General features: G+C 63.5%; 24 protein-coding genes, 1 tRNA gene and 1 pseudogene. 18 read left to right on the forward strand and 8 right to left on the reverse strand.

Going from position 1 to position 21062, the window contains the following annotated elements; genetic code table 11:
* The 3 genes and pseudogenes from Q7J44_RS12540 to Q7J44_RS12550 all read right to left on the reverse strand — a co-directional run.
* Window positions 1-117, reverse strand: a pseudogene (locus Q7J44_RS12540) (IS481 family transposase); the annotation flags it as partial.
* A 17-nt stretch (window positions 118-134) separates the two neighbouring features.
* Window positions 135-1285 (reverse strand): IS3 family transposase gene (locus Q7J44_RS12545; RefSeq protein ID WP_304880387.1). Its coding sequence is split into 2 segments (ribosomal slippage): window positions 135-1036 and window positions 1036-1285, totalling 1152 coding nucleotides; the frame shifts between segments, so codons are not numbered across the junction.
* 137 nt (window positions 1286-1422) lie between these two features.
* A tRNA-Ser gene (locus Q7J44_RS12550) sits at window positions 1423-1512 on the reverse strand.
* A 184-nt stretch (window positions 1513-1696) separates the two neighbouring features.
* On the opposite strand from Q7J44_RS12550, the gene Q7J44_RS12555 reads away from it, so the two are divergent.
* From Q7J44_RS12555 to Q7J44_RS12590, 8 genes are all read left to right on the forward strand, one after another.
* Window positions 1697-2593, forward strand: coding sequence for a DUF2059 domain-containing protein (locus tag Q7J44_RS12555; RefSeq protein ID WP_304880389.1), 897 nt, complete (start codon window positions 1697-1699; stop codon window positions 2591-2593).
* Between the two features lie 208 nt (window positions 2594-2801).
* Window positions 2802-3257, forward strand: coding sequence for a 50S ribosomal protein L21 (gene rplU, locus Q7J44_RS12560; protein WP_304880391.1), 456 nt, complete (start codon window positions 2802-2804; stop codon window positions 3255-3257).
* A gap of 13 nt (window positions 3258-3270) precedes the next feature.
* Window positions 3271-3540: a 50S ribosomal protein L27 gene (gene rpmA, locus Q7J44_RS12565; RefSeq protein ID WP_304880393.1), complete on the forward strand. Its 270-nt coding sequence runs from the start codon at window positions 3271-3273 to the stop codon at window positions 3538-3540.
* 234 nt (window positions 3541-3774) lie between these two features.
* Window positions 3775-4338, forward strand: a complete 564-nt coding sequence (locus Q7J44_RS12570; RefSeq protein ID WP_304880395.1) for a GNAT family N-acetyltransferase — start codon at window positions 3775-3777, stop codon at window positions 4336-4338.
* Between the two features lie 4 nt (window positions 4339-4342).
* Complete coding sequence (locus Q7J44_RS12575; protein WP_304880397.1) at window positions 4343-4876, forward strand: GNAT family N-acetyltransferase; 534 nt, start codon at window positions 4343-4345, stop codon at window positions 4874-4876.
* A 121-nt stretch (window positions 4877-4997) separates the two neighbouring features.
* Window positions 4998-6020: a GTPase ObgE gene (gene obgE / locus Q7J44_RS12580; RefSeq protein WP_304880399.1), complete on the forward strand. Its 1023-nt coding sequence runs from the start codon at window positions 4998-5000 to the stop codon at window positions 6018-6020.
* Window positions 6008-7135: a glutamate 5-kinase gene (proB, locus tag Q7J44_RS12585; protein ID WP_304880401.1), complete on the forward strand. Its 1128-nt coding sequence runs from the start codon at window positions 6008-6010 to the stop codon at window positions 7133-7135. The genes obgE and proB overlap by 13 nt, the downstream gene beginning before the upstream one ends.
* A 55-nt stretch (window positions 7136-7190) precedes the next feature.
* Complete coding sequence (locus Q7J44_RS12590; protein ID WP_370693008.1) at window positions 7191-8438, forward strand: glutamate-5-semialdehyde dehydrogenase; 1248 nt, start codon at window positions 7191-7193, stop codon at window positions 8436-8438.
* Window positions 8439-8444: 6 nt separating this feature from the next.
* On the opposite strand, the gene Q7J44_RS12595 is transcribed toward Q7J44_RS12590, so the two are convergent.
* Window positions 8445-9044 carry a histidine phosphotransferase family protein gene (locus tag Q7J44_RS12595; RefSeq protein ID WP_304880405.1) on the reverse strand — a complete coding sequence of 200 codons (600 nt, stop codon included), beginning with the start codon at window positions 9042-9044 and terminating at the stop codon, window positions 8445-8447.
* Window positions 9045-9076: 32 nt separating this feature from the next.
* Here Q7J44_RS12595 and Q7J44_RS12600 point away from each other — a divergent pair, with 32 nt between their 5' ends.
* The 3 genes from Q7J44_RS12600 to Q7J44_RS12610 all read left to right on the forward strand — a co-directional run bounded on the left by Q7J44_RS12600 (window position 9077) and on the right by Q7J44_RS12610 (window position 11037).
* Window positions 9077-9250: a DUF3553 domain-containing protein gene (locus Q7J44_RS12600; protein ID WP_304880407.1), complete on the forward strand. Its 174-nt coding sequence runs from the start codon at window positions 9077-9079 to the stop codon at window positions 9248-9250.
* Window positions 9251-9409: 159 nt separating this feature from the next.
* Window positions 9410-10180 (forward strand): GNAT family N-acetyltransferase, encoded by a 771-nt coding sequence (locus Q7J44_RS12605; protein WP_304880431.1) that lies wholly within the window; start codon window positions 9410-9412, stop codon window positions 10178-10180.
* Window positions 10177-11037: a 1-acyl-sn-glycerol-3-phosphate acyltransferase gene (locus tag Q7J44_RS12610; RefSeq protein ID WP_304880408.1), complete on the forward strand. Its 861-nt coding sequence runs from the start codon at window positions 10177-10179 to the stop codon at window positions 11035-11037. The genes Q7J44_RS12605 and Q7J44_RS12610 overlap by 4 nt, the downstream gene beginning before the upstream one ends.
* Here Q7J44_RS12610 and Q7J44_RS12615 read toward each other — a convergent pair.
* A complete protein-coding gene (locus Q7J44_RS12615; protein ID WP_304880410.1) occupies window positions 11009-11629 on the reverse strand; it encodes a thiamine phosphate synthase in 621 nt (206 codons plus the stop codon). The two genes, Q7J44_RS12610 and Q7J44_RS12615, sit on opposite strands and share 29 nt — an antisense overlap.
* A gap of 114 nt (window positions 11630-11743) precedes the next feature.
* On the opposite strand from Q7J44_RS12615, the gene Q7J44_RS12620 reads away from it, so the two are divergent.
* Both Q7J44_RS12620 and Q7J44_RS12625 read left to right on the forward strand, forming a co-directional pair.
* On the forward strand, window positions 11744-12490 hold the full coding sequence (locus Q7J44_RS12620) for an RNA methyltransferase (protein ID WP_304880412.1): 747 nt from the start codon (window positions 11744-11746) through the stop codon (window positions 12488-12490).
* Between the two features lie 126 nt (window positions 12491-12616).
* Window positions 12617-13087: a hypothetical protein gene (locus Q7J44_RS12625; RefSeq protein WP_304880414.1), complete on the forward strand. Its 471-nt coding sequence runs from the start codon at window positions 12617-12619 to the stop codon at window positions 13085-13087.
* Window positions 13088-13097: 10 nt separating this feature from the next.
* On the opposite strand, the gene Q7J44_RS12630 is transcribed toward Q7J44_RS12625, so the two are convergent.
* Complete coding sequence (locus tag Q7J44_RS12630; protein WP_304880416.1) at window positions 13098-14114, reverse strand: hypothetical protein; 1017 nt, start codon at window positions 14112-14114, stop codon at window positions 13098-13100.
* A 417-nt stretch (window positions 14115-14531) separates the two neighbouring features.
* Between Q7J44_RS12630 and ctaA the strand changes: the two genes are divergently transcribed.
* From ctaA to Q7J44_RS12650, 4 genes are all read left to right on the forward strand, one after another.
* On the forward strand, window positions 14532-15695 hold the full coding sequence (gene ctaA / locus Q7J44_RS12635) for a heme A synthase (protein ID WP_304880418.1): 1164 nt from the start codon (window positions 14532-14534) through the stop codon (window positions 15693-15695).
* The gene (locus Q7J44_RS12640; RefSeq protein WP_304880420.1) at window positions 15692-17176 is read left to right on the forward strand and encodes a carboxypeptidase M32; all 1485 of its coding nucleotides are present in this window, start codon (window positions 15692-15694) and stop codon (window positions 17174-17176) included. Before ctaA ends, Q7J44_RS12640 begins: the two co-directional genes overlap by 4 nt.
* Window positions 17173-18357 (forward strand): MFS transporter, encoded by a 1185-nt coding sequence (locus Q7J44_RS12645; RefSeq protein ID WP_304880422.1) that lies wholly within the window; start codon window positions 17173-17175, stop codon window positions 18355-18357. Before Q7J44_RS12640 ends, Q7J44_RS12645 begins: the two co-directional genes overlap by 4 nt.
* Window positions 18358-18686: 329 nt before the next feature.
* Window positions 18687-19121 (forward strand): PaaI family thioesterase, encoded by a 435-nt coding sequence (locus tag Q7J44_RS12650; protein WP_304880423.1) that lies wholly within the window; start codon window positions 18687-18689, stop codon window positions 19119-19121.
* A gap of 48 nt (window positions 19122-19169) precedes the next feature.
* Here the strand turns inward: Q7J44_RS12650 and Q7J44_RS12655 are convergent, their stop codons facing one another.
* Complete coding sequence (locus tag Q7J44_RS12655; protein WP_304880425.1) at window positions 19170-19544, reverse strand: polymer-forming cytoskeletal protein; 375 nt, start codon at window positions 19542-19544, stop codon at window positions 19170-19172.
* Window positions 19545-19723: 179 nt separating this feature from the next.
* On the opposite strand from Q7J44_RS12655, the gene speB reads away from it, so the two are divergent.
* Entirely contained in the window at window positions 19724-20695 is a 972-nt protein-coding gene (gene speB / locus Q7J44_RS12660; RefSeq protein ID WP_304880427.1) for an agmatinase, read from the forward strand.
* A 155-nt stretch (window positions 20696-20850) separates the two neighbouring features.
* On the opposite strand, the gene Q7J44_RS12665 is transcribed toward speB, so the two are convergent.
* Window positions 20851-21062, reverse strand: a 212-nt coding sequence (locus Q7J44_RS12665; protein ID WP_304880429.1) for a hypothetical protein, incomplete at its 5' end; no start/stop codon positions are given.

The following is a 21062-nucleotide window of genomic DNA, read 5'->3' on the forward strand; positions in this document are numbered from 1 at the left end:
ATGTCCAGATCTTGCAGATGTATTCGTATGGGGTGAGGCCGCCCAGGGTCTTGAGTCTGCGCGCGAAGAATAGGCCGCCATGAAGTCGGCGAGAGGCGTTCGCAGCTGGTCATGACTGAATAGCCCCTAGTTTCCTAGACACCTTGCAGCTTCAGTTTTTGCTGCTGCTCGAATGCGATCGGCGACAGCATTCCGTTTCTAACGTGTTTGCGCTGCGGGTTGTAGAAGAACTCGATGTAGTCGAATACGTCCTGGCGGGCTTCTTCGCGGGTTTTGTATTTCCTGCGTCGGATGCGTTCGCGTTTGAGCAGGTTGAAGAAGCTTTCCGCCACCGCATTGTCCCAACAGTTCCCACGACGGCTCATGCTTTGCGTCAGATTGTGCTGTTCGAGGAACTCCTGCCACTCGTAGCTTGTAAACTGTGAGCCTTGGTCGGAATGCACCTGGACTTTGGTCTTCGGTTTGCGGCGCCAGACGGCCATCAACAGGGCTTGCAACGGCAGGTCGGTATAGGTGCGGCCTTGCATGGACCACCCAACAACGCGCCGAGAAAACAGATCGATGACGACTGCGAGATAAAGGAAGCCTTCGTGGGTCCGGATGTAGGTGATATCCGTGACCCAGAACTGGTCCGGAGCGTCGACATCGAACTCTCGGTTCAAGGTGTTGTCGGCCAAGACTGCAGGGCTGCCGCCATAAGAACCAGGCTTCTTTTTGTAACCAATCTGGGCCCTTATCCCTGCCAGGCGCGCTAAACGCCAAGCCCTGTTAGGGCTGATATCCTCGCCAAGATCACACAGATCGTCATGCAGCTTGCGGTATCCGTAGACCTCGCCGCTATCGTCCCAAGCCTGCTTCAACAGCAAAGTTTGGCGCTGATCCTCCAGCGCACGTTGACAAAATGGTTCACGCAACCACGCATAGAAGCCGCTGGGATGAACCAGCAGCATCCGGCACATCGCCCGGACCGCAAAGATCAGCCGGTTCTCGGCTATAAACGCATACCTCACCGGGACTCCCTGGCGAAGTATGCGGTCGCCTTTTTTAGGATGTCCCGTTCCTCCGTGACCCGCAGCAGATCCCGCTTCAACCGTCGGATCTCGTCAGCTTGCGCATCCACCTCTTGGATCACCTTTGCGGGCCGCAAAAACTGCTTCTGCCATGTGTAGATCGACTTGGTGCTGACCCCCAATCGCTCGGCCACCTCGCGCACCGGGTAGCCCCGATCCTCGACCTGGGCCACCGCATCGCGCTTGAACTCGTCTGTGAATTTAGCTCCGGACATCTCGTCCTCCTTGCTTCCAAAATTACCAAGCAAGGCGTCTACAAATCTAGGGGCTATTCAGCCAGTGCCAAGCGTTTTCACGTGGTGGGCCTGGATGATGGGCATAAAAGAAAATGCCCAAAACAATCAGAGGGGAGTGGCGGAGAGGGTGGGATTCGAACCCACGGTGGGCGCAAACCCACAACGGTTTTCGAGACCGCCCCGATCGACCACTCCGGCACCTCTCCGCATTTGGTGTGGTCTTCGTGCGGCGGTTCCTAACCGGCCTTGTGGGCGCTTGCAAGCCCTGTTTCGTGCAATTTTCATGAGCGGTTCCCGGCCGTTCACGCGGGCGTGCAGCGGGCTGGCTTGGCAAGGCGGCGGGAAACCACTACCTGTTCGGGAACCGTTTCTTATCATGTCAGGTCAGCCATGTCCGCGCCTTTTGATTTTGCCTCGCTTGGACTTTCCGTGGCTCTTGGGCTTGGGCTGGCACTGGCCCCGGTTGCGACCGGCCCGGCGCGGGCGCAGGCATCGGTGGGGCAGGAGGCCCCGGCGGGTGGCGCGGCGCGGGTTTCGGCTTTGACCGATCTGATGATGATGGCGGATATCATGTCGGTGATGCGCGACGAGGGGCTGGAATACGGCAAAACCCTTGCCACCGAGATGTTTCCCGACAAGGGCGGCGCGCAATGGGACTCCGCCGTGGCACTGATCTACGATCCGGCAACCATGCGCCGACGGTTCGATGCCGCGCTGGTGGAGTCTTTGGCAGGAGCGGATGCCGAACTGGACCAGATCGAAGAGTTCTTCGGCTCTGCCCGTGGCCAGACCATCCTTCGGCTGGAGATTGAGGCGCGGCGCGCTTTGATGGACGACGATGTCGAAGATGCAGCCAAGCTGGCGTGGGAAGACATCAGCGCCGAGGGCGGTGCGCGTGTCGACAGGCTGACCCGGTTCGCCGAGGCCAATGATCTGATCGAATCGAATGTCATGGGGGCGATGAATGCCAATCTGGCCTTTTATCGCGGCATGTCCGAAAGCGGGGCCTTCCCGCAGGAGATGACCGAAGACCAGATGCTTGCCGATGTCTGGGGGCAGGAACCGGCGGTGCGGGCGGAGACCACCGACTGGCTGTTCCCGTTCCTGTCGCTGGCCTATCAGCCGCTGTCGGACGAAGATCTGGACGCCTATGTCGCGTTTGCCGAAACGGGTGCCGGGCAAAAGCTGAATGCGGCGCTGTTTGCGGCCTATGATGTGGTGTTCACGCGGATTTCCTATGATCTGGGCCGCGCCGCCGCCAGCCAGATGCAGGGTGAAGATATCTGATCACGGGCACGGCACCGGCGGGCTCTGACGCTTGACTTCGGCTGAAAATCCCCCGATAAGCCCGCATCCCGGCAAAGATGCGAATCTTAGCCGGGTTCTATATTTGCAATGACGCCCCATATGGGGCGCGCTGTCCGAAGGCGGGCTTGCCCCACAAAACTCCCGCACACGGGGGCCGCAGGACGCGGGTGATGAAAAGGAAAGACCCATGTTCGCGGTCCTCAAGACCGGTGGCAAGCAATACAAGGTGCAGGCGGGTGACGTTCTGCGCATTGAAAAGCTGGCCGCCAATGCTGGTGACAAGATCCAGTTCAACGATATCCTGATGGTCGGCGGCGAGTCCCTGACCGTTGGCGTGCCCTTTGTGGCCGGTGCTGCGGTTCAGGCCGAAGTGATCGCCCAGATCAAGGGCGAAAAGGTCATTCACTTTGTGAAGCGCCGCCGGAAGCACTCGTCGCAGCGCACCAAAGGCCACCGTCAGCACCTGACGCTGGTTCGCGTGACCGAGGTTCTGGCCTCGGGTGCCGAAAAGTCGGGCGTGACAGCCGCCACCGGCACTGCCGATGCGCGCCGCGCCGCCCATAACGCCGAAGCCGCTCCGGCAGCCGAAGCCCCCGCCAAGCCAAAGCGCGCCAAAAAAGCCGCTGACGCTGCTGCTGAATAAGGAGTAATCCCACATGGCACACAAGAAAGCAGGCGGCTCATCCCGCAACGGCCGCGACTCTGCCGGCCGTCGTCTGGGCGTCAAACTGTTTGGCGGTCAGCACGCCATTCCGGGCAATATCATCGTGCGTCAGCGCGGCACCACCTGGTTTCCGGGTGAAGGCGTTGGCATGGGCGTGGACCACACCCTGTTTGCCACCGTCGAGGGCAAGGTGACCTTCAAGAAGGGCATGAAGGGACGTACGTTCATTTCTGTCCTGCCCGCGCAGGCAGCCGCCGAGTAAGCCGGACTTTTACAGCCAATACGTAAAAGGGGGATCGGCCGAAGGGCCGGTCCCTTTTCGCATTTTCCGCGACTTTTCCGGGATTTGCATGCAGACATTCACTCTATTGCCATCAAGCTTTGGCAGGGTGCGTGCGGGTGTCCGCCTTGTGATCCGCCAGGGGTTGCGGGACGGAAGAATGATTTTTCTTGCGGGGCCCGTTCGGCCCTTCATGCGCTTCGAAGGAGGGAAGCCATGACGTTAGACGTTGTTGCCGATACAGCGGCACAGGCTGTGATAGAGGCGGGCCGTTTCGTCCTGCGCCCGGTGCGCAAATCGGATGCGGGGCTGTTTGCGATGTATGCCGGTGATCGCCGCGTGGCCGAGGCGACGCATTCGATCCCGCATCCGCTGCCGCCCGGCGCTGCCGAAGGGTTTGTCACCCGGGCGATCAAGCGCCCGGCCGACGAAGATATCTGGGTCATGGATGGCAGCCAGTCGTCCTTGCCCGAGGTGCTGGGCGTGATCAGCCTGAAACGGATGGACGTCGAAAAATACAACCGCGACCAGTCCGAGGTTGGCTATTGGGTCGCCCCGGCGTTCTGGAACCTTGGCATTGCCTCTGCGGCCGTGCAGGCGCTTGTCGATGCCAACCCGCAAGCCAACCGCGCGATGTTTGCCGAGGTGTTTCAGGACAATCCCGGATCGGCCCGGGTGCTGACCAATGCCGGGTTTCAGTATCTGGGTGATGCCGAAACCTTCAGCGTAGCACGCGGCGCGCGGGTGCCGACCTGGACCTATATCCGCAAACTGGGATGAGCGCATGGGGCAAGCGGCAGGCATCTGGCTTCAGACGGCGCGGCTGCGGCTGCGCCCGCTGACGCTGGCGGATGAGCCGGGGGTGATTGCGGGCCTGAACGACCCCGAGATTGCCAGCTGGCTTGCCACCACGCCCTTTCCTTACCCCGCCGCCGAATTTCGTGCCTATGTCGCCACCGCCCCCGAGGGCGAGACGTTTTCGATCAACGATGATCAGGGGTTCGCCGGGCTGATCGGTGGTGGTGCCGAGCTGGGGTTCTGGATCGCGCGGCGCGCGCAGGGGCGGGGCTATGCCTTTGAAGCGGCGGTCGGACTTCTGCACGCGGTGTTCGAATTTTACCGGGGGTCGGTGACCTCGGGCTATTTCACCGGCAATGCGCCTTCATCCAAAGTGTTGCAGAAACTGGGCTTTGCCGAAGCGGGCCGCAGCCGCAAATTCTGTCGCCCGCTTGGGCAAGACATGGATCATGTCGATGTGGTGCTGTCGCGCCAGACCTTTCTGGCCCGCCACCCCCAGCCGCACAGGCCGGCTGACTAGCCGCCATTGCCCTTGCTTTGCACCAATGGCGCGCGCGCGCTTGAGGTGTGGCCCCCAATCCTGTATCGCACATTCACCTGCGCCTGACGCATTCCACCGTATTTTCCGAAAGCCTGATCTCATGAAATTCCTCGACCTCGCCAAAGTCTACATCCGCTCGGGCGGCGGTGGGGGCGGCTGCGTGTCGTTCCGGCGCGAGAAGTTCATCGAATTCGGCGGCCCGGATGGTGGCGATGGCGGCAATGGCGGCTCGGTCTGGGTGGAGGCTGTGGACGGCCTGAACACGCTGATCGACTTTCGGTATCAGCAGCATTTCTTTGCCAAATCGGGCCAGCCAGGCATGGGCGCACAGCGCACCGGCAAAACCGGCGAAGACATCGTGCTGCGCGTGCCGGTCGGCACCGAGATTCTGGACGAGGATGAAGAAACCATCATCGCCGACCTGACAGAGGTCGGCCAGAAGGTCATCCTCGCGCAGGGCGGCAATGGCGGCTGGGGCAACCTGCGCTTCAAATCCTCGACCAACCGTTCCCCGGCCCGCGCCAACCCGGGGCAGGAGGGGGTGGAGCGTACCATCTGGCTGCGGCTGAAGCTGATCGCCGATGCCGGGCTGGTCGGTCTGCCCAATGCGGGCAAGTCGACGTTTCTGGCCGCCGTGTCGAACGCCCGGCCCAAGATTGCGGATTACCCCTTTACCACGCTGATCCCCAACCTTGGGGTGGTGGGGGTTGATAGCGCCGAATTCGTCATGGCCGATATCCCCGGCCTGATTGAGGGCGCATCCGAAGGGCGCGGTCTGGGCATCCAGTTTCTGGCGCACGTTGAACGCTGCAAGGTGCTGCTGCATCTGGTCGATGGTACCTCATCCACGATCACCAAAGACTACAAGACCATCGTGACCGAGCTGGAAGCCTATTCCGAGGTGCTGGGCGACAAGGCCCGGATCGTGGCGCTGAACAAATGCGATGCGATGGACCCGAAACAGATTTCCGACCGCAAGCGCGCCTTGGAAAAGGCCAGCGGCGGGCCGGTGCATGTGATTTCCGGTGTGGCGGGCAAGGGCCTGCAGGACGTGTTGCGCGACATCTACCGCACGGTTCAGGGTGAGGCTCCGGAAGTGGAGGCTGGCCCGTGGCAGCCCTGAGCACCCTGCACGCCCCCGATATCCGCAACGCCAAACGGCTGGTCGTCAAGATCGGCTCCGCCCTGCTGGTGGACCGGGCCACCGGGTTGAAGCAGGGCTGGCTGTCGGCGCTTGCGATGGATGTGGCCGAGGCCAAGGTGCGCGGCACCGATGTGGTGCTGGTGTCGTCAGGCTCCATCGCTCTGGGCCGCAAGGTGCTGGGCCTGGGCGACGGCGTGCTGACGCTGGAGCAATCGCAGGCGGCGGCGGCGGTCGGTCAGATCCGGCTGGCGCGCGCTTATGAAGAGGTGCTCGCCCCGCATGGCATCACCACTGCGCAGGTGCTGGTCACACTGGAAGACACCACCGACCGCCGCCGTTACCTCAACAGCCGCGCCACGATGGAAACCCTGCTGGGTCTGGGCGTGGTGCCGATCGTGAACGAGAATGACACGGTGGCCACGGATGAGATCCGCTTTGGCGACAACGACCGTCTGGCCGCGCAGATTGCTGTGACGGTGGGGGCAGATCAGTTGATCCTGCTGTCGGATGTGGATGGCTTTTATTCCGCCAACCCCAAGGAAGACCCCACCGCGCAACGCTTTGATCTGGTGGAACACATCACGCCCGAGATTGAGGCGATGGCGGGTGACCCGATTTCCGGCCTGTCCAAGGGCGGCATGAAGACCAAACTGCTGGCCGCCAAGACCGCGATTGCGGGGGGCTGTGCGATGGCGATCATGGAGGGGTCAGTGCTGCGGCCGTTGTCAGCGCTGGCCAATGGCGCGCAGCGGACATGGTTCGTGGCGCAGGCCGATCCGCAACTGGCGCGCAAACGCTGGATCAATGCGATGAAACCGCGCGGCGAGCTGGTGCTGGACGCAGGCGCGGTGACCGCGCTGCGGGCCGGCAAATCGCTGCTGCCCGCGGGTGTGACGCGCGTGAATGGAACCTTTGGGCGCGGCGAGCCGGTGTCGATCCTGTCTCCCGAAGGGGTGGTGCTGGGCAAGGGACTGGTGCGTTATACCGCTGTGGAGGCGAAGGCGATTGCCGGGCATCGGTCGGGCGATATTGCGGAAATTCTGGGGTATCAGGGCCGGGCGGCACTGGTGCACAGGGATGATATGGTGGTCTGAAGGCCCGGCTCCGGGCATTTCGGAACAGAGGAAAGGGCGGGCGATGGACGGGCAGATGAATGATCTGATGAAGCAGATCGGGCTTGCGGCGCGGGAAGCGGCAGCAGAGCTTTCCTGCGCCTCGCCGGAACGCAAACATGCGGCGCTGATCGGCGCGGCAGAGGCGATCTGGACCGGACGTCAGGCCATTCTGGATGAGAACACGCTCGATCTGGACTACGGCACGCAAAAGGGCCTCAGCCCCGCGATGCTCGACCGGCTGACACTGGATGAGCGGCGGATCAGGGGCATGGTGGATGGGTTGCGCGCGATTGCCGAACAGCGTGATCCTGTCGGGCGGGTGCTGGCGGAGTGGGATATGCCAACCGGGCTGAACATTCAGCGCGTGGCGACGCCGCTGGGTGTGGTCGGCGTGATCTACGAGTCGCGCCCGAATGTGACCGCCGATGCCGGGGCCCTGTGCCTAAAGGCCGGGAATGCGGTGATCTTGCGGGGCGGGTCGGAAAGCTTTCATTCTTCCACCGCGATCCACGCCTGCATGGTGCAGGGGCTGCGCGGCGCGGGTCTGCCCGAGGCGTCGATTCAGCTGATCCCGACCCGCGACCGCGCGATGGTGTCGGCCATGTTGCAGGCGGTGGAGCATATCGACGTGATCGTGCCACGCGGCGGCAAGGGGCTGGTCGGTCTGGTGCAACGCGAAGCGCGGGTGCCGGTGTTTTCGCATCTGGAAGGCATCTGCCACGTTTATGCCGACCGCGACGCCGATCTGGAAAAGGCGCGCGCCGTGGTGCTGAACGCGAAAACCCGGCGCACCGGAATTTGCGGCGCGGCGGAATGTCTGCTGATCGACTGGCAGTTCTATACCAGGCACGGCGCGGTGCTGATCGAGGATCTGCTGGCGGCAGGGGTAGAGGTGCGCACAGAAGGCGAACTCCTGAAGGTGCCGGGCACGGTGCAGGCGCAGCCCGATGATTTCGGGCGTGAGTTTCTGGACATGATTATTGCGGCAAAGCTGGTCGATGGCGTGGACGCGGCGATTGCCCATATCCGGCGTTACGGATCGAGCCACACTGAAAGCATTCTGACCGAAAATGACACCACAGCGGACCGTTTCATGTCACGCTTGGACAGTGCGATTCTGATGCGCAACGCCAGCACGCAGTTTGCCGATGGCGGTGAATTCGGGATGGGGGGCGAGATTGGCATCGCCACCGGCAAGATGCACGCGCGCGGCCCGGTCGGGGCCGAGCAGTTGTGCAGCTTCAAATACCTTGTCCGGGGGGATGGCACCTGCCGCGCCTGAACCAGCCTAAAAAGACAGGCGCACCGCCGTATCGTCAACCTCAACCGTCAGGCGGCGGTGCTGCCGGGTAACTTCATCGCGCATCAGCGCAAAATGCACCTGCGAGGGGCCGATATCCACCGTGACCGCCGGGTTCGACAGCAGCTCCCACAATTCCGGGACGATGCGCAGGCGCTCTGCCTCGCCCCGCAGGGTCCAGCGCTGCTCCCCCCGTTCGATCGTCAGTGTGCCCCCATGCGGCATGGCGCATTCCACACACAGGATCGCAAGGAAGGCCAGCTTGACCTCGCGCCGCGACAGATCGGTGGGCGATTGCCAGTCCATGACCAGCCGTGCACCACGGGTCAGATCGCGCAGAATATTCACCACCTCGGCCCGAGAAATCCGGTGTTCACTGGAGCCCGCAGAGCCAAAGGCGACCCGGAAAAACCGGATGCGTGCCGTTGCATTGGCCACAGAGTCTGCGATCAGCGTCAGTTCAGGGCTGCTGCCCATCCCATCCATCATCAGCAACTCTACCCCATTGCCGATGGCCCCGATCGGGCTGATAAGGTCGTGGCAGATGCGGGAACCCAGCAGAGCGATCAGATCAGGCTTGTCAGTCATCGGCAAAATCCTGGCTGGAAAAGGAGCGGAAGATGAATGCACTTTTGGAACCCGGCATGATGGTGCGCCATCCGGATCGGGCCGACTGGGGGCTGGGACAGGTGCAATCTAACATCGGCGGACGCATCACGGTGAACTTTGAACATGCAGGCAAGGTGGTGATAGATGGTCGCCAGATCGAACTTCTGCCGATCTTTGGCAATTAGGACCATGCGACACCCCCGGCGAATGGACAAAGCAAATCTCAATCATGGCGTGTGGTGCTGTTCACGGCTCTTGCCTTGCGGTTTTTCTGCATATAGCGCCATCATTGTTAACCGCCAGTTAAGACCACAACTGGAGACTGTTCCGTGACCAAAAAGCAGATGGACGACCGGTACGAGGCGCGTCTGGCGACCGGGCAGGACGATATCGCATCCGCCCTTCGCCTGCGCTACCGGGTGTTTGTCGGGGAGTTGGGCGCGGACGGCCCGGGCGTGGATCATGCGGCGCAGACAGAGTGCGATGAATTTGACGCGGTCTTCGATCACCTTGTGCTGGTGGACCGGACGGTTGACCCCGGGCTGGGGAACCATGTTGTGGGCGTCTACCGGCTGCTGCCCTGTGACCGCATGGCGCAGATCGGCCGGTTTTATTCGGAAAGCGAATTTGACCTGACCCCGCTCAAGTCCTCGGGGCGCAAGCTTCTGGAACTGGGTCGGTCGTGCATTCATGCCGATCATCGCGGTGGGACCGGCATGTTTCACCTGTGGAACGCGCTGGCCCGCTATGTGATCGAGCGCGAGATTGAAATTCTGTTTGGGGCCGCCAGTTTTCACGGCACTGATCTGGAGGCCTTGGCCACCCCCTTGTCCTTTTTACACTATGCCCATCTGGCACCGCCGGCGCTGCGGGTGCGGGCCCTTGGCGGCACTGCGCAGCCGCACCTGCTGCCGGCCGCCTCCGTGGACCGGCGGGCCGCAATGGCCGCGATCCCCGCGCTGATCAAGGCCTATCTGCGGCTGGGGGGCTTTGTGGGCGAGGGGGTGTTCGTGGACCATGCCTTCAACACCACAGATGTCTGTCTGGTGATGGATACCAACAACATGAGCGCCAAGCACAAGGAATTCTACACCCGCAAGGGAGAGGCCGGATGACCTGGTACGCCGATCCGCCGCCCGAAACGCCAGTCGGGGCATACGGCTGGCTGCGCTTTGCCCTGCGCGCGGTTGCTTTGGGGGGGGTGACCTATGGCGGGCTGGTGGTCTTGCTGCTGGTGCGCTGCGCCGAGGGACCGCTGTTTGGGGCAAAGCGGCCATGGACGCCGCGCATCACCCAAGGCGTCTGCCGGGCCGCGATGGCGATCATGGGCATCGGGCTGACGCTGCGGGGCACTCCGATGCAGCAGCGGGGGGCGATGGTGGCCAATCACGCGTCCTGGCTGGATATCTTTGCCCTGAACGCCTGTGCGCCGATGTATTTCGTGGCGAAGTCCGAGGTGTCGGGCTGGGCGGGCATTGGCTGGCTGGCGCGCGCGACCGGAACGGTCTTCATCACCCGCAAGGGGACCGAGGCCAAACGCCAGCAACAGCTGTTCGAGGACAGGTTGCGCGCCGGTCACCGGCTGGTGTTCTTCCCCGAAGGCACGTCGACAGACAGCCTGCGCGTTTTACCTTTCAAATCAACACTTTTCGCGGCGTTCTTCACGCATGGACTGGAATCGGTGATGCATATCCAGCCGGTGACCGTGATCTATCACGCGCCCAAGGGCACCGATCCGCGGTTCTATGGCTGGTGGGGCGACATGAGCTTTGCCGGGCATCTTGTGCCGGTGCTGTCCGCGCGAAGTCTGGGCGCTGTCGAGGTGATCTTTCACCCCGCCGTGCCGGTCGATGGTTTTGCCGGCCGCAAAGAGCTTGCCAGCTATTGCGAACAGGTGATCGCTGCGGCCCACCCCGGCGGGGGGGAGGGCACGGGGGGAAAGGTCAGCCCAGCGGGGCAAGCAGCGCCCTGAGGGCTGCGGCGGGGTCTTCGGCCCCCCATATCTCGGGCCCGATGGCGAAGAAATCGGTGACCGGGCCGAAGCGTTCGACCAGCTCCAGCGTCAGCGCGCCTTCGGCGATCACCGGCACTTCGATCATTTCCGACCACCATTCGAACAGCTCGAACTCCGCCTGTGTGCCCTGACCCAGCGGCGACTCTCCGACCGGCCCGAAGGCGACGTAATCGGCACCACCCTCACCGGCACTGATGCCTTCATGCCTGGTGGGACCGCAGAAGGCCCCGACAATCGCCTCTGCCCCCAGATCCTTGCGGGCCTTGCGCACCGTGCGGGCACCGTCGGTCAGGTGAACGCCGTCCAGCCCCAGCCGCTCGACCAGCAGAAGGTGGCTTTCGATCACCACCGCCACGTCGCGGGCATGGGCCAGTTCGCGCAGCACGTCGCCTGCGCGCAGCAGGTTGTCTTCCTCGCGGCTGGCCAGCGCAATCCGCAGGCAGGCCACGTCGACCGCGTCCAGCACAGCGGCCAGACGGGCGGGAAACACATCCAGATCAAAGCTGGGCGGGGTGATCAGGGTGATCTGCGGGCGGTCTTCGGCGGCCATAACAAGTCCTCGCGGCGGGTTTCGGCTGGCTTACCAGCCTTTGCGCGGCTTGACCATCACTTGCCCGCGAAGGTGGGCTCGCGTAACAGGCCTGCAAACACAGGGGTGCTTTGCATGATCGAACCTGCCTTCATCCTCGTCCGCCCGCAGATGGGCGAGAACATCGGCGCGGCTGCCCGCGCGATGCTGAACTTTGGCCTGACCCGGATGCGGATCGTGGCCCCGCGCGACGGCTGGCCCAACCCCAAGGCGGTGGCGATGGCCTCGGGCGCGGGGCGGTTGCTGGATCAGGCGGGGCTGTTCCCGGATGTGGCCGCTGCGATCGGGGATTGCGACTATGTCTTCGCCACCACCGCCCGCCCGCGCGAGCTGGTCAAGCCCATCGTCACGCCGGAGCGGGCGATGGAAATGGCCCGCGCGATGGCGGCTGAGGGCAAGAAGGTCGGCGTGCTGTTCGGGCCAGAGCGGGCGGGGCTGGAGAATGACGATGTGGCGCTGGCCAATGCCATCGTGACGGTGCCGGTCAACCCCGATTTTCCCAGCCTGAACCTGGGCCAGTGCGCCCTGCTGATGGGCTATGAATGGCGCCGCCAGACGGTGGAAGTGCCCCCGCAGGTGATGGAACTGGCCCGGACCGAATTTGCCGCCCGGGTCGAGGTGGAAAAACTGGCCGATCATTTCGAGGAACGGCTGGAGGCGGCGGGGTTCTTCTTCCCCGAGACCAAGGCCGCCAACATGCGGCTGAACCTGCGCAATATGTGGGCCCGGCTTGGCTTGACCCGGGCCGAGGTGCAGACCTTTCACGGCATGCTGCGCCAGATCGCCTTTCGTCTGCGCCAGCAGGATGATCAGGGCAAGTGAGGCGGCGTGTACCACAGGGCGAAGCGGGGGTGCCCTTTGTGATATCAAGGACTTGGCTCTGCGGGATTCATGAAATCTTGACGCTTCCGCCGTGGTACACTGGCCAGTGTGAAGAGGAGAGCACCGATGCCCGGCACTGAATTCGGCAACTGGCAGAAGGAAAAGGCGGTCAAGGCGCTGGTCGATGAGGCGCAGGCAGTGGCCGACCGGCTGGCCGGTGGCAAGCCCCATGCGGTGGAGCAGCACGCCGCCGCCGCGCAGTTCTGGGCGGCGGTGTATATGGCGGAGGGGGTGGACCTGACCACGTTGGTTGGTTGGAAACCGGCAGAGGTGGCACGGTTCATCCGGGCCACACAGACCAAGATCGCCGCCCTGCGCAAGGCGCGGGACTATGTGAGCAGCGACGGGCTGGCGGTCTGGCTGCACACGGCGCGGGCTGTGCAGGAACCCCGCATCGCGCCCTCGGCGCGCGAGATCTGGGCGCATCTGTCGGCGGCAGGGCAGAATGTGGAGGCGATGCTGGCGGATCTGCTGGAGGACGCCGGGCTGCCGGGGGTTGAGGGGCGGCGGGTGCCGGAGGGGTTTGGGGGGGAGTAGGGGGCTATATTCACGTCACTTGATCAGGCGCAAATACAAAGTCGATTGGGATAATTTCGCGGTATGCGTCGTTGCACCACTTGCTTCTGGCACTACAATGGGTGTCCCAGAATTCACCCAATTTTCGCGCACCCATCTCTGATGCAATGGGGCGATTGATTCCCTCGAACACGTTGTATTGAGGAACCGGAATAGCATCGGTGAGCCAACTTTGTTGCAGGATATTCGCCGAAATCACTTGGAAGAGCCCAATGAGCAAATAATGGGATCGAGCTATCTCGTCCAAGGTAATACCATCTCTGACGAGCTTCGCAGACGAACGCGAGATATCGTCGGCAGCATGCGCAATAGATTTGTGTCGAAGAGACTGGATGCCTTCGAAAACTGGGTCGTCAAAAGCAGATTGCAGGCGTTTGAAAAACTGACTTGATATACTGTCATTGCGGCCTCGGTTTTCTGGGCCAACACCGCTCAGTTTGTCGAACTCCTCATGTAACAACATGGACTGGGACCACGCTTCTGGGCCCTCATTGTCTAACCAGACTGCCATCGGATTTTCGGGGTCTATTGCAACATGCAGACGTTCTCTCACTGCGTTGAAGTCATATGGTAGGCCATCTCGGCATACGTAAACCTCTCGCGTTAAAAGTTCCTTGCAATCCGCGATTTCGTCCACAAGTCGGCGCAACGAATTTACTTGTTTATGCGGCCTGCTTGCGCCTTTTTCAAGGAGGCGAGAAATGGCGATTGCTTGTCCAGCTACATATCCTCGGTCCAAAAGCGAAGCCACTATTCCCGGTGTTCCAATCTCATCAGACCCGTCCGACAGATAACGGGCATGATTGAGTGACCGCCATGCGGCGTCCTCCCACATCATCTGCAATATCTGGGAAGACACGGAATTGCGGTCATCGCGGTCTAAGGTTCTGATCCAGATATCTGCCTTAAACCTAAAGTCTTTGAGCCTATTCTTATCGTCTACATCGCAAGCGTCCAAACCGAAATTCCACTCGCTGCCGGATGCCATTTTTTTTCTCCGATGTGAACGGGTTCGTCCGTAGACAGGTTGAACCATCGCACCATATTTGAACAGTGGTTCCCCGTTCGCACAACACAGGGCCGCGCCCGACCTCGGGATGGCGCGCCGACGCTGGTTCTAGGCGCTTTATGGTTCAACCCACCTCCACCGAAGTTCTAGGCGGAACGGTTGCAAAGCGCCCTCCCGGGGGGAGGTCGGGCGCGGCCCGGGCCGCTTCGCGGCTGTTCCGGGCCAAGGGAAGAGAACGGTAAAAAGAGTAGGCATAGGGTGGGTCGTTCTGCCCGCTAGCGGGCAGGTTGACCCACCACCCCGATGCCGTGGGCATGCGTATCCCCATCGCCGCACCCCCCTTGAAGCCTTCGGGGGGGCGGCCTAGTGTCCGGGCCAGCAAGGTATGAGGCGGGTATGGCTGGCAAGCGCAGCATTTTCGAGGAGGTGGGCGGCAAGACGGCTGCTGCTCCGCAGGGCGGGTTGATTGACGCAGCGCCCAAGGGTGCGCGCGGCGTGGTGCGGGGCTGGCTGATCGTGTTGTTCCTGATGGTCATGGCGATGATCGTGGTGGGCGGGCTGACGCGGCTGACCGACTCAGGGTTGTCGATCACCGAATGGCGGCCTGTCACCGGGGCATTGCCGCCGATGAATGACGCCGATTGGCTGTCGGAGTTTGAAAAGTACCGCGCCAGCCCGCAATACCTGCACATGAATGCCGGGATGGAGCTGTCGGCGTTCAAGGTGATTTACTGGTGGGAATGGGGGCACCGGCAGCTGGGGCGGGCCGTGGGGCTGGTTTGGGGCGTCGGGTTCCTGTTCTTCTGGGCGACCAAGCGCATTCCGCCGGGCTGGACCGGGCGGCTGGTGCTGATCGGTGCTTTGGGGGGGCTTCAGGGGGCGATCGGCTGGTGGATGGTGGCCTCGGGGCTGACCGGGGCGATGACATCGGTCGCGTCGTACCGGCTGGCGACGCATCTGGGATTGGCCTTTGTGATCCTTGGGTTCATTGCCTGGTATGTGTTCCTCCTGGGGCGGACGGAGGCTGCGCTGATGCAGGCGCGGCGCACGCGGGAGGGCAAGCTGTTTGGCCTGTCCACCGGGCTGATGCACTTTGCGTTTCTGCAGATCGTGCTGGGGGCCTTGGTGGCGGGGATTGATGCGGGGCGGGCGTTTCCGACCTGGCCGGATATGAACGGCGCGTTTTTCCCGGCGGATGCGTTTTATGTGGCGGACGGGCAGGGCGGGGCGTTGCCGGTCTGGCATGCGTTTTTCGAGAACCCCGGGCTGGTGCAGTTCATGCACCGGATGGCGGGCTATGGGCTGTTTGCCTTTGGCGTGGTGGTCTGGCTGCGCGGGCGCAAGTCGGCGCATCGGGCGACGCGGTTTGCGTTCCATATGGTGATGGCGATGATGCTGGCGCAGGTGGTGCTGGGCATCATGGCGGTGCTGACGGCGGCGCAGCTGCATGTGGCGATCACCCATCAGCTGGGTGCCGTTATTCTTTGGGTGCTGATCATCCGCGCGCGTTACCTGTCACAATACCCGCTGGCCGGGTCAATCCGGAGGGGCACGGCATGAGTGTGAACAATATGGCTTACGCCGATCTGATGGCGTTTCAGCGCGAGACTGAGGCTTTGGGTCAGGTGGCGGGGCGGCTGGGCTGGGATCAGGAGACGATGATGCCGCGCGGCGCGGCCGAGCAGCGGTCGGAAGAGATGTCGGCAATGGAGGGGGTGCTGCACGCGCGGCGCACCGATCCGCGGATTGCGGACTGGCTGGCGCAGGCCGGGGCGGCAGATGCGGTGGCCGCGGCAAATCTGCGCCACATCACCCGGTCTTACCAGCGGGCGACCAAGGTGCCGGGGGCTTTGGCGCAGGCGCTTGCGCGGGTGACCAGCCGGGCGCAGGGGATCTGGGCCGAGGCGCGGGCCAAGGATGATGTAGCGGCGTTCCTGCCGACGCTGGCCGAGGTGATCCGGCTGCGGCGCGAAGAGGCGGAATGTCTGGCGCAGGGCGGCGATCTGTATGACGCGCTGATTGACGATTATGAGCCGGGGGCGACGGCGGAAACTCTGGGGCGGATGTTTGATGCGATGCGGCCCCGGCTGGTGGCGTTGCGTGGGGCGGTGCTGGGGGCGGCGCATCAGCCGGCACGGCTGGAGGGGCATTTCGGGCAGGATGCGCAGATGCGCATGGCGCGCGATCTGGCATCGGCCTTCGGCTATGACTGGGAGCGGGGACGGCTGGATCTGGCGGTGCATCCGTTCAGCTCGGGTTCCGGCGATGATGCGCGGATTACGACGCGGGTGGTGGAGAGCGATCCGTTCAACTGCTTTTACTCGACCATTCATGAGGTGGGCCACGCCTGCTATGAGCTGGGGATTGATCCTGACTACCGGCTGACCCCGCTGGGCGCGGGGGTGAGCATGGGGGTGCATGAAAGCCAGAGCCGGATCTATGAGAACCAGCTTGGCCGGGGGCGGGCGTTCACGGGCTGGATGTTTGGCCAGATGCAAAGCCGGTTTGACGGGTTTGGTGTGCCGGATGCGGATGCGTTTTACGGCGCGGTCAACCGGGTGCAGTCAGGGTTCATCCGGACCGAGGCGGATGAGGTGCATTATAACCTGCATGTGATGCTGCGCTTTGATCTGGAACGCGCGCTGATCCGCGGTGATCTGGCGGTGGGCGATCTGGAGGCGGCGTGGAATGACCGTTTTGCCGCCGATTTCGGGGTGGAGGTCACGCGGCCAAGTCAGGGGATGCTGCAGGATGTGCACTGGTCCGTCGGCCTGTTCGGGTATTTCCCGACCTATACGCTGGGCAATGTCTATGCCGGGTGCCTGAATGTGGCCTTGCGCAAGGCGGTGCCGGATCTGGATGATCATCTGGCGCGCGGCGATGCGCGGCTTGCGACGGCGTGGTTGCGGGAAAACCTGCAGCGGCACGGGGGCCTTTATGAACCGCGTGAGGTGGTGGCGCTGGCCTGCGGGCTTGAACCGAGCGAGGGGCCGTTGCTGGATTATCTAGAGGCCAAGTTCGGGGCGATTTACCGGCTGTGACACTGGCGCGCAAGGAACAGGCGGCGGTCTGGGCTTTGGCCTTTGGGCAGACGCTGGGCTATGCCTGTTTCTTCTATATCTTTGCCGCACTGGTGCTGGTCTGGCAGCGCGCGCTGCCCTGGGGCAATGGCGTGCTGGCGCTGGGGCCGTTTCTGGCGATCGGGGTGACGGCGACCTTGTCGCCGCAGGTCGGGCGCTGGGTGGACCGGGGCCATGCGTTGCGGCTTATGGGGTTTGGCACGGCGTTGGGGGCGGCGGCGCTGTGCCTGCTGGCGGTGGCCTGGCATCCGCTGGTGTACCTTGCGGCCTTTGTGGGACTGGGGGCGGCGGCATCGGCCACCTTGTACGAGGTGTGTTTTGCGCTGCTGATCCGCCGGTTCGGCGATGGCGCGCGTGGGCCGATCACAAAGGTGACGCTGGTGGCGGGGCTGGCATCGACGCTGGCCTTTCCGGCGGGCGCGGGTTTGGCAGAGGCGTTTGGCTGGCGCATCGCGGTGTGGTCGGCGGTGGGGATCGTGGTTTGCGTGATGCTGCCGTTGCAGGTCTGGGGGGCGCATACCCTGGGCGGCGGGCGGGCGCGGGGGGCACCGAAACCTGTCGCCGGGGCGTCGTGGCGGGTGATCCTTGCCCGGCCCGGGGTGCTGGGGTTGATGGCGTTGTTTGCGCTGCTGAACCTTGACCACTGGATGCTGGTAAGCCTGATGCGGCCCTTGCTTGCGGAAATGGGTGTGGCCGACGGGCGCGCGGTGATGGCGGCGGCGCTGATCGGGCCATCGCAGGTGCTGGGGCGGGTGGCGCTGATGGCGGCAGGGGCGCGGTTGCAGACAAGGGTCGCGTCGCTGTTCACCGTGCTGGCGATGGTGGCGGGGCCGGTATTTCTGCTGCTGTCGGGCGGCGGGGTGGTGCTGGTCTTTGGCTTTGCGGCGGTGCAGGGGGCGGCGATGGGGATTCTGACGATCCTGAAGCCGTTGCTGATTTCAGAGGTGAACGGGGCAGCGGATTATGCCGCCTCTGCTGCCGCGATTTCCTTGCCGGCGATGCTGGCCACGGCGATGGCACCCTTGCTGGGCACATGGATCATGACGGCGGGCGGGCCGGGGGCGCTGATCGGCAGCGCCTTGGCGCTGGCAGTGGGGGCGGTGCTGCTGCTGGCACAGAGCCGGACGCGGCGCAGGGGGTAGCGGGGCGCACGGACCTGTCGCGCGGTGCCACCTCGGGGGGCATCGAGCCCCCGCTCGGTGGCGTTGCCACGAAAGGCGGCAGCGGCGGTGGCGGGCTTTTGCTGTTGCGTGGCGGGACGGTTGCGTTTGAATATTTGGACCAAGGTGAAGGTCAGGATGGTGTGCCCTGTCGGCTCATCCTGACAAATGCGCCCCGCGCCGGGCGCATCCCCTGGGTCCGGCGGGAGCCTCGGTTCGAGGTGCTGGCTGGCGCAGAACCCGCGCGCCCGGCATTGCATCTGGCGGGCGTATGCGGGAACGGTGGGCGACGCGACGATGGGAGGGCTGGTATGACGCTTTTGATGGATGCCGCCGGTTTGCAGGCGTTTCTGGTGCGCGATTTCGGGCAGGTGGCCGAGGATTTCACGGTCGAGCAGGCGGATCTGGCCGGGGTGACCCTGCGGTTGCGGGTGGCGGCGCGGCATTTGCGGCCCGGCGGCACGGTTTCGGGCCCGGCGATGTTCGGGCTTGCCGATGTGGCGATGTATCTGGCGATCCTGAGCCGGATCGGCCCGGTGGCTTTGGCGGTGACCACGAACTGCGCAATGGATTTCATGCGCAAGCCGCGTGCGGGCGTCGATCTGCTGGCGCAGGCGCGTGTGCTGAAGCTGGGGCGCAGTCTTGCGGTCGGCGATGTGCTGCTGTTTTCCGAAGGGCTGGCCGAGCCGGTGGCGCGCGCGGGGCTGACCTATGCCATTCCGCCGCAATCCACACCTGCACATTGAAACGGCCCCCGCAAGCGGGGGCCGTTCAGGGGCGCGGGCTGTCGCGCCTCAGGTCTTGTGTTTGGTGAAGTGACCTTCGACCTGACCGCCGCTTTCGATGATCAGTGTGCGATAGGTGATATCGGCCGCGACCTGCGCCGCGGCGCGCAGGGTAAAGTTGCCGGCGCTGATCTGGCCATCGACCTTGCCGCGCACATCGACGGTTTCGGCGGTGATGGTGCCGTTCATCCGGCCTTCGGCCCCGACGGTCAGGCTGCGGGCAGTGACGTTGCCGTCAATATCGCCCAGCATTTCAATATCGCCGATCGAGGTGATCTCACCCGTGATTTTCAGATCGCTGGAGAACACCGATTTGGTGTTCGACGGGCGTGCGGGCGGCCCACCTGTCGGGGGGGCTGTCTGGTCTGTGGTCTTGTTGAACATGATCCGTCCGTTGATGGCTTTGCCTGATAAGGGCTGATGGGGGGCAATCGGTCAAGGGCTGCGGGGCGGATCATCGGCAAACGGGCGCTCATTGGCCGGTTCGATGTCGCGCATGGGCCTGACAGGGTGGGGAAGGGGTGGTCTGATCGCGGTCAGGTTGAAACAGAAGGAGTGTCGGTTTGACCATGGACCCGTTCTTTGTGCCCGTGTCAGGGTTTGATCTGCCACGATTCGCCGGGGTGGCCAGCTTTATGCGATTGCCGGTGGTGACGCCGGACCATCCGCGGTTTGCCGAGGTGCAGATCGGGTTGGTGGGGGCTCCCTGGGATGGCGGCACGACGAACCGCCCCGGGCCACGGCACGGGCCGCGCGCGTTGCGTGATGCGTCCACCATGATAAGGGCCGAGAATGGGGCCACCCGCGTGCGCCCGTTTGAGGTGGTGCGTTGCGCCGATCTGGGGGATGTGGGGCCGAACCCGGCGGATCTGATGGACAGCCTTGCGCGGATGGAGGCGTATTATGCCCGGGTGCGCGCAGCGGGGATTGTGCCGCTGACCGCCGGGGGCGATCACCTGTGCAGCCTGCCGATCCTGCGGGCCCTGGCCAAGGACCGCCCGCTGGGGATGATCCATTTCGACAGCCATACCGATCTGTTCCACAGTTACTTCAACGGCAGCATGTATACCCATGGCACCCCGTTCCGCCGCGCCGTAGAAGAAGGGCTGCTGGACCCGCATCGCGTGACGATGATCGGCATCCGTGGCACCGCCTATGACCGGGAGGACCGCGACTTTGCCGATGCGGTGGGGATCAGGGTGGTCGCGATTGAGGAGTTCCATGCGCGCGGGGTGGCAGATGTGATGGCCGAGGCGCGGGAGCGGGCGGGGCAGGGGGAGACCTATGTCTCTTATGACATCGACTTCATCGACCCGGCCTTTGCGCCCGGCACCGGCACGCCCGAGATTGGCGGGCCGAACAGCTTTCAGGCGCTGCAGGTGGTGCGCGCGCTTGCGGGGGTGCGGATTGTCGGGGCCGACGTGGTTGAGGTCTCGCCGCCGTTCGATGTGAACGGGGCGACGGCTTATATGGGGGCATCGGTGATGTTCGAGCTGTTGTGCGTGATGGCCGGGGCGGTTCTGGCGGAGGGGTAGGGGTGCCGGGGCTGACTCGGGGCAGGAATCGGGGAAGACTCGGCGAATCTTCTGCGCAGATTCGGGTCTGAGGCCCGGGATTCGGCGGGCAGGGCGCCAAAATAGCGTGCTGCCCCTGTCGCCAGAGCAGGCGGGCTGCAGAAAGTTTGCGCATTTCACCCAAGGAAATAAAGGGTAGCGCAGAAAAACGACAGGGATGTGAAAATTTCCTCTTGCAGCTTTTGGGCGCTGGGCCTAAACACCGCCTTACCGAAGCGGAAGACAAGCGGAAACGCGGAAATGAAGCGACGGAGCGGCGATGGAAGTTCGGCGCAGACATCTGAAGGTACGGTTGCAGGAAGCACCAATTCGTTGGTGGTCCTGAAAT

Origin of the sequence: Pseudotabrizicola sp., from assembly GCF_030656345.1 — a bacterium.
Classification (GTDB): domain Bacteria; phylum Pseudomonadota; class Alphaproteobacteria; order Rhodobacterales; family Rhodobacteraceae; genus Pseudotabrizicola.

What these genes read in the sequence shown, in the direction of transcription:
- Q7J44_RS12555 (WP_304880389.1), top strand. Translation starts at nt 1,697, where the DNA reads ATGTCCGCGCCTTTTGATTTTGCCTCGCTTGGACTTTCCGTGGCTCTT.
- Q7J44_RS12630 (WP_304880416.1), bottom strand. Translation starts at nt 14,114, where the DNA reads ATGGCATCCGGCAGCGAGTGGAATTTCGGTTTGGACGCTTGCGATGTA.
- Q7J44_RS12600 (WP_304880407.1), top strand. Translation starts at nt 9,077, where the DNA reads ATGAATGCACTTTTGGAACCCGGCATGATGGTGCGCCATCCGGATCGG.
- obgE (WP_304880399.1), top strand. Translation starts at nt 4,998, where the DNA reads ATGAAATTCCTCGACCTCGCCAAAGTCTACATCCGCTCGGGCGGCGGT.
- Q7J44_RS12655 (WP_304880425.1), bottom strand. Translation starts at nt 19,544, where the DNA reads ATGTTCAACAAGACCACAGACCAGACAGCCCCCCCGACAGGTGGGCCG.
- Q7J44_RS12605 (WP_304880431.1), top strand. Translation starts at nt 9,410, where the DNA reads ATGGACGACCGGTACGAGGCGCGTCTGGCGACCGGGCAGGACGATATC.
- Q7J44_RS12620 (WP_304880412.1), top strand. Translation starts at nt 11,744, where the DNA reads ATGATCGAACCTGCCTTCATCCTCGTCCGCCCGCAGATGGGCGAGAAC.
- Q7J44_RS12590 (WP_370693008.1), top strand. Translation starts at nt 7,191, where the DNA reads ATGAATGATCTGATGAAGCAGATCGGGCTTGCGGCGCGGGAAGCGGCA.
- Q7J44_RS12650 (WP_304880423.1), top strand. Translation starts at nt 18,687, where the DNA reads ATGACGCTTTTGATGGATGCCGCCGGTTTGCAGGCGTTTCTGGTGCGC.
- Q7J44_RS12625 (WP_304880414.1), top strand. Translation starts at nt 12,617, where the DNA reads ATGCCCGGCACTGAATTCGGCAACTGGCAGAAGGAAAAGGCGGTCAAG.
- Q7J44_RS12570 (WP_304880395.1), top strand. Translation starts at nt 3,775, where the DNA reads ATGACGTTAGACGTTGTTGCCGATACAGCGGCACAGGCTGTGATAGAG.
- Q7J44_RS12610 (WP_304880408.1), top strand. Translation starts at nt 10,177, where the DNA reads ATGACCTGGTACGCCGATCCGCCGCCCGAAACGCCAGTCGGGGCATAC.
- rpmA (WP_304880393.1), top strand. Translation starts at nt 3,271, where the DNA reads ATGGCACACAAGAAAGCAGGCGGCTCATCCCGCAACGGCCGCGACTCT.
- Q7J44_RS12640 (WP_304880420.1), top strand. Translation starts at nt 15,692, where the DNA reads ATGAGTGTGAACAATATGGCTTACGCCGATCTGATGGCGTTTCAGCGC.
- Q7J44_RS12575 (WP_304880397.1), top strand. Translation starts at nt 4,343, where the DNA reads ATGGGGCAAGCGGCAGGCATCTGGCTTCAGACGGCGCGGCTGCGGCTG.
- Q7J44_RS12595 (WP_304880405.1), bottom strand. Translation starts at nt 9,044, where the DNA reads ATGACTGACAAGCCTGATCTGATCGCTCTGCTGGGTTCCCGCATCTGC.
- Q7J44_RS12615 (WP_304880410.1), bottom strand. Translation starts at nt 11,629, where the DNA reads ATGGCCGCCGAAGACCGCCCGCAGATCACCCTGATCACCCCGCCCAGC.
- ctaA (WP_304880418.1), top strand. Translation starts at nt 14,532, where the DNA reads ATGGCTGGCAAGCGCAGCATTTTCGAGGAGGTGGGCGGCAAGACGGCT.
- rplU (WP_304880391.1), top strand. Translation starts at nt 2,802, where the DNA reads ATGTTCGCGGTCCTCAAGACCGGTGGCAAGCAATACAAGGTGCAGGCG.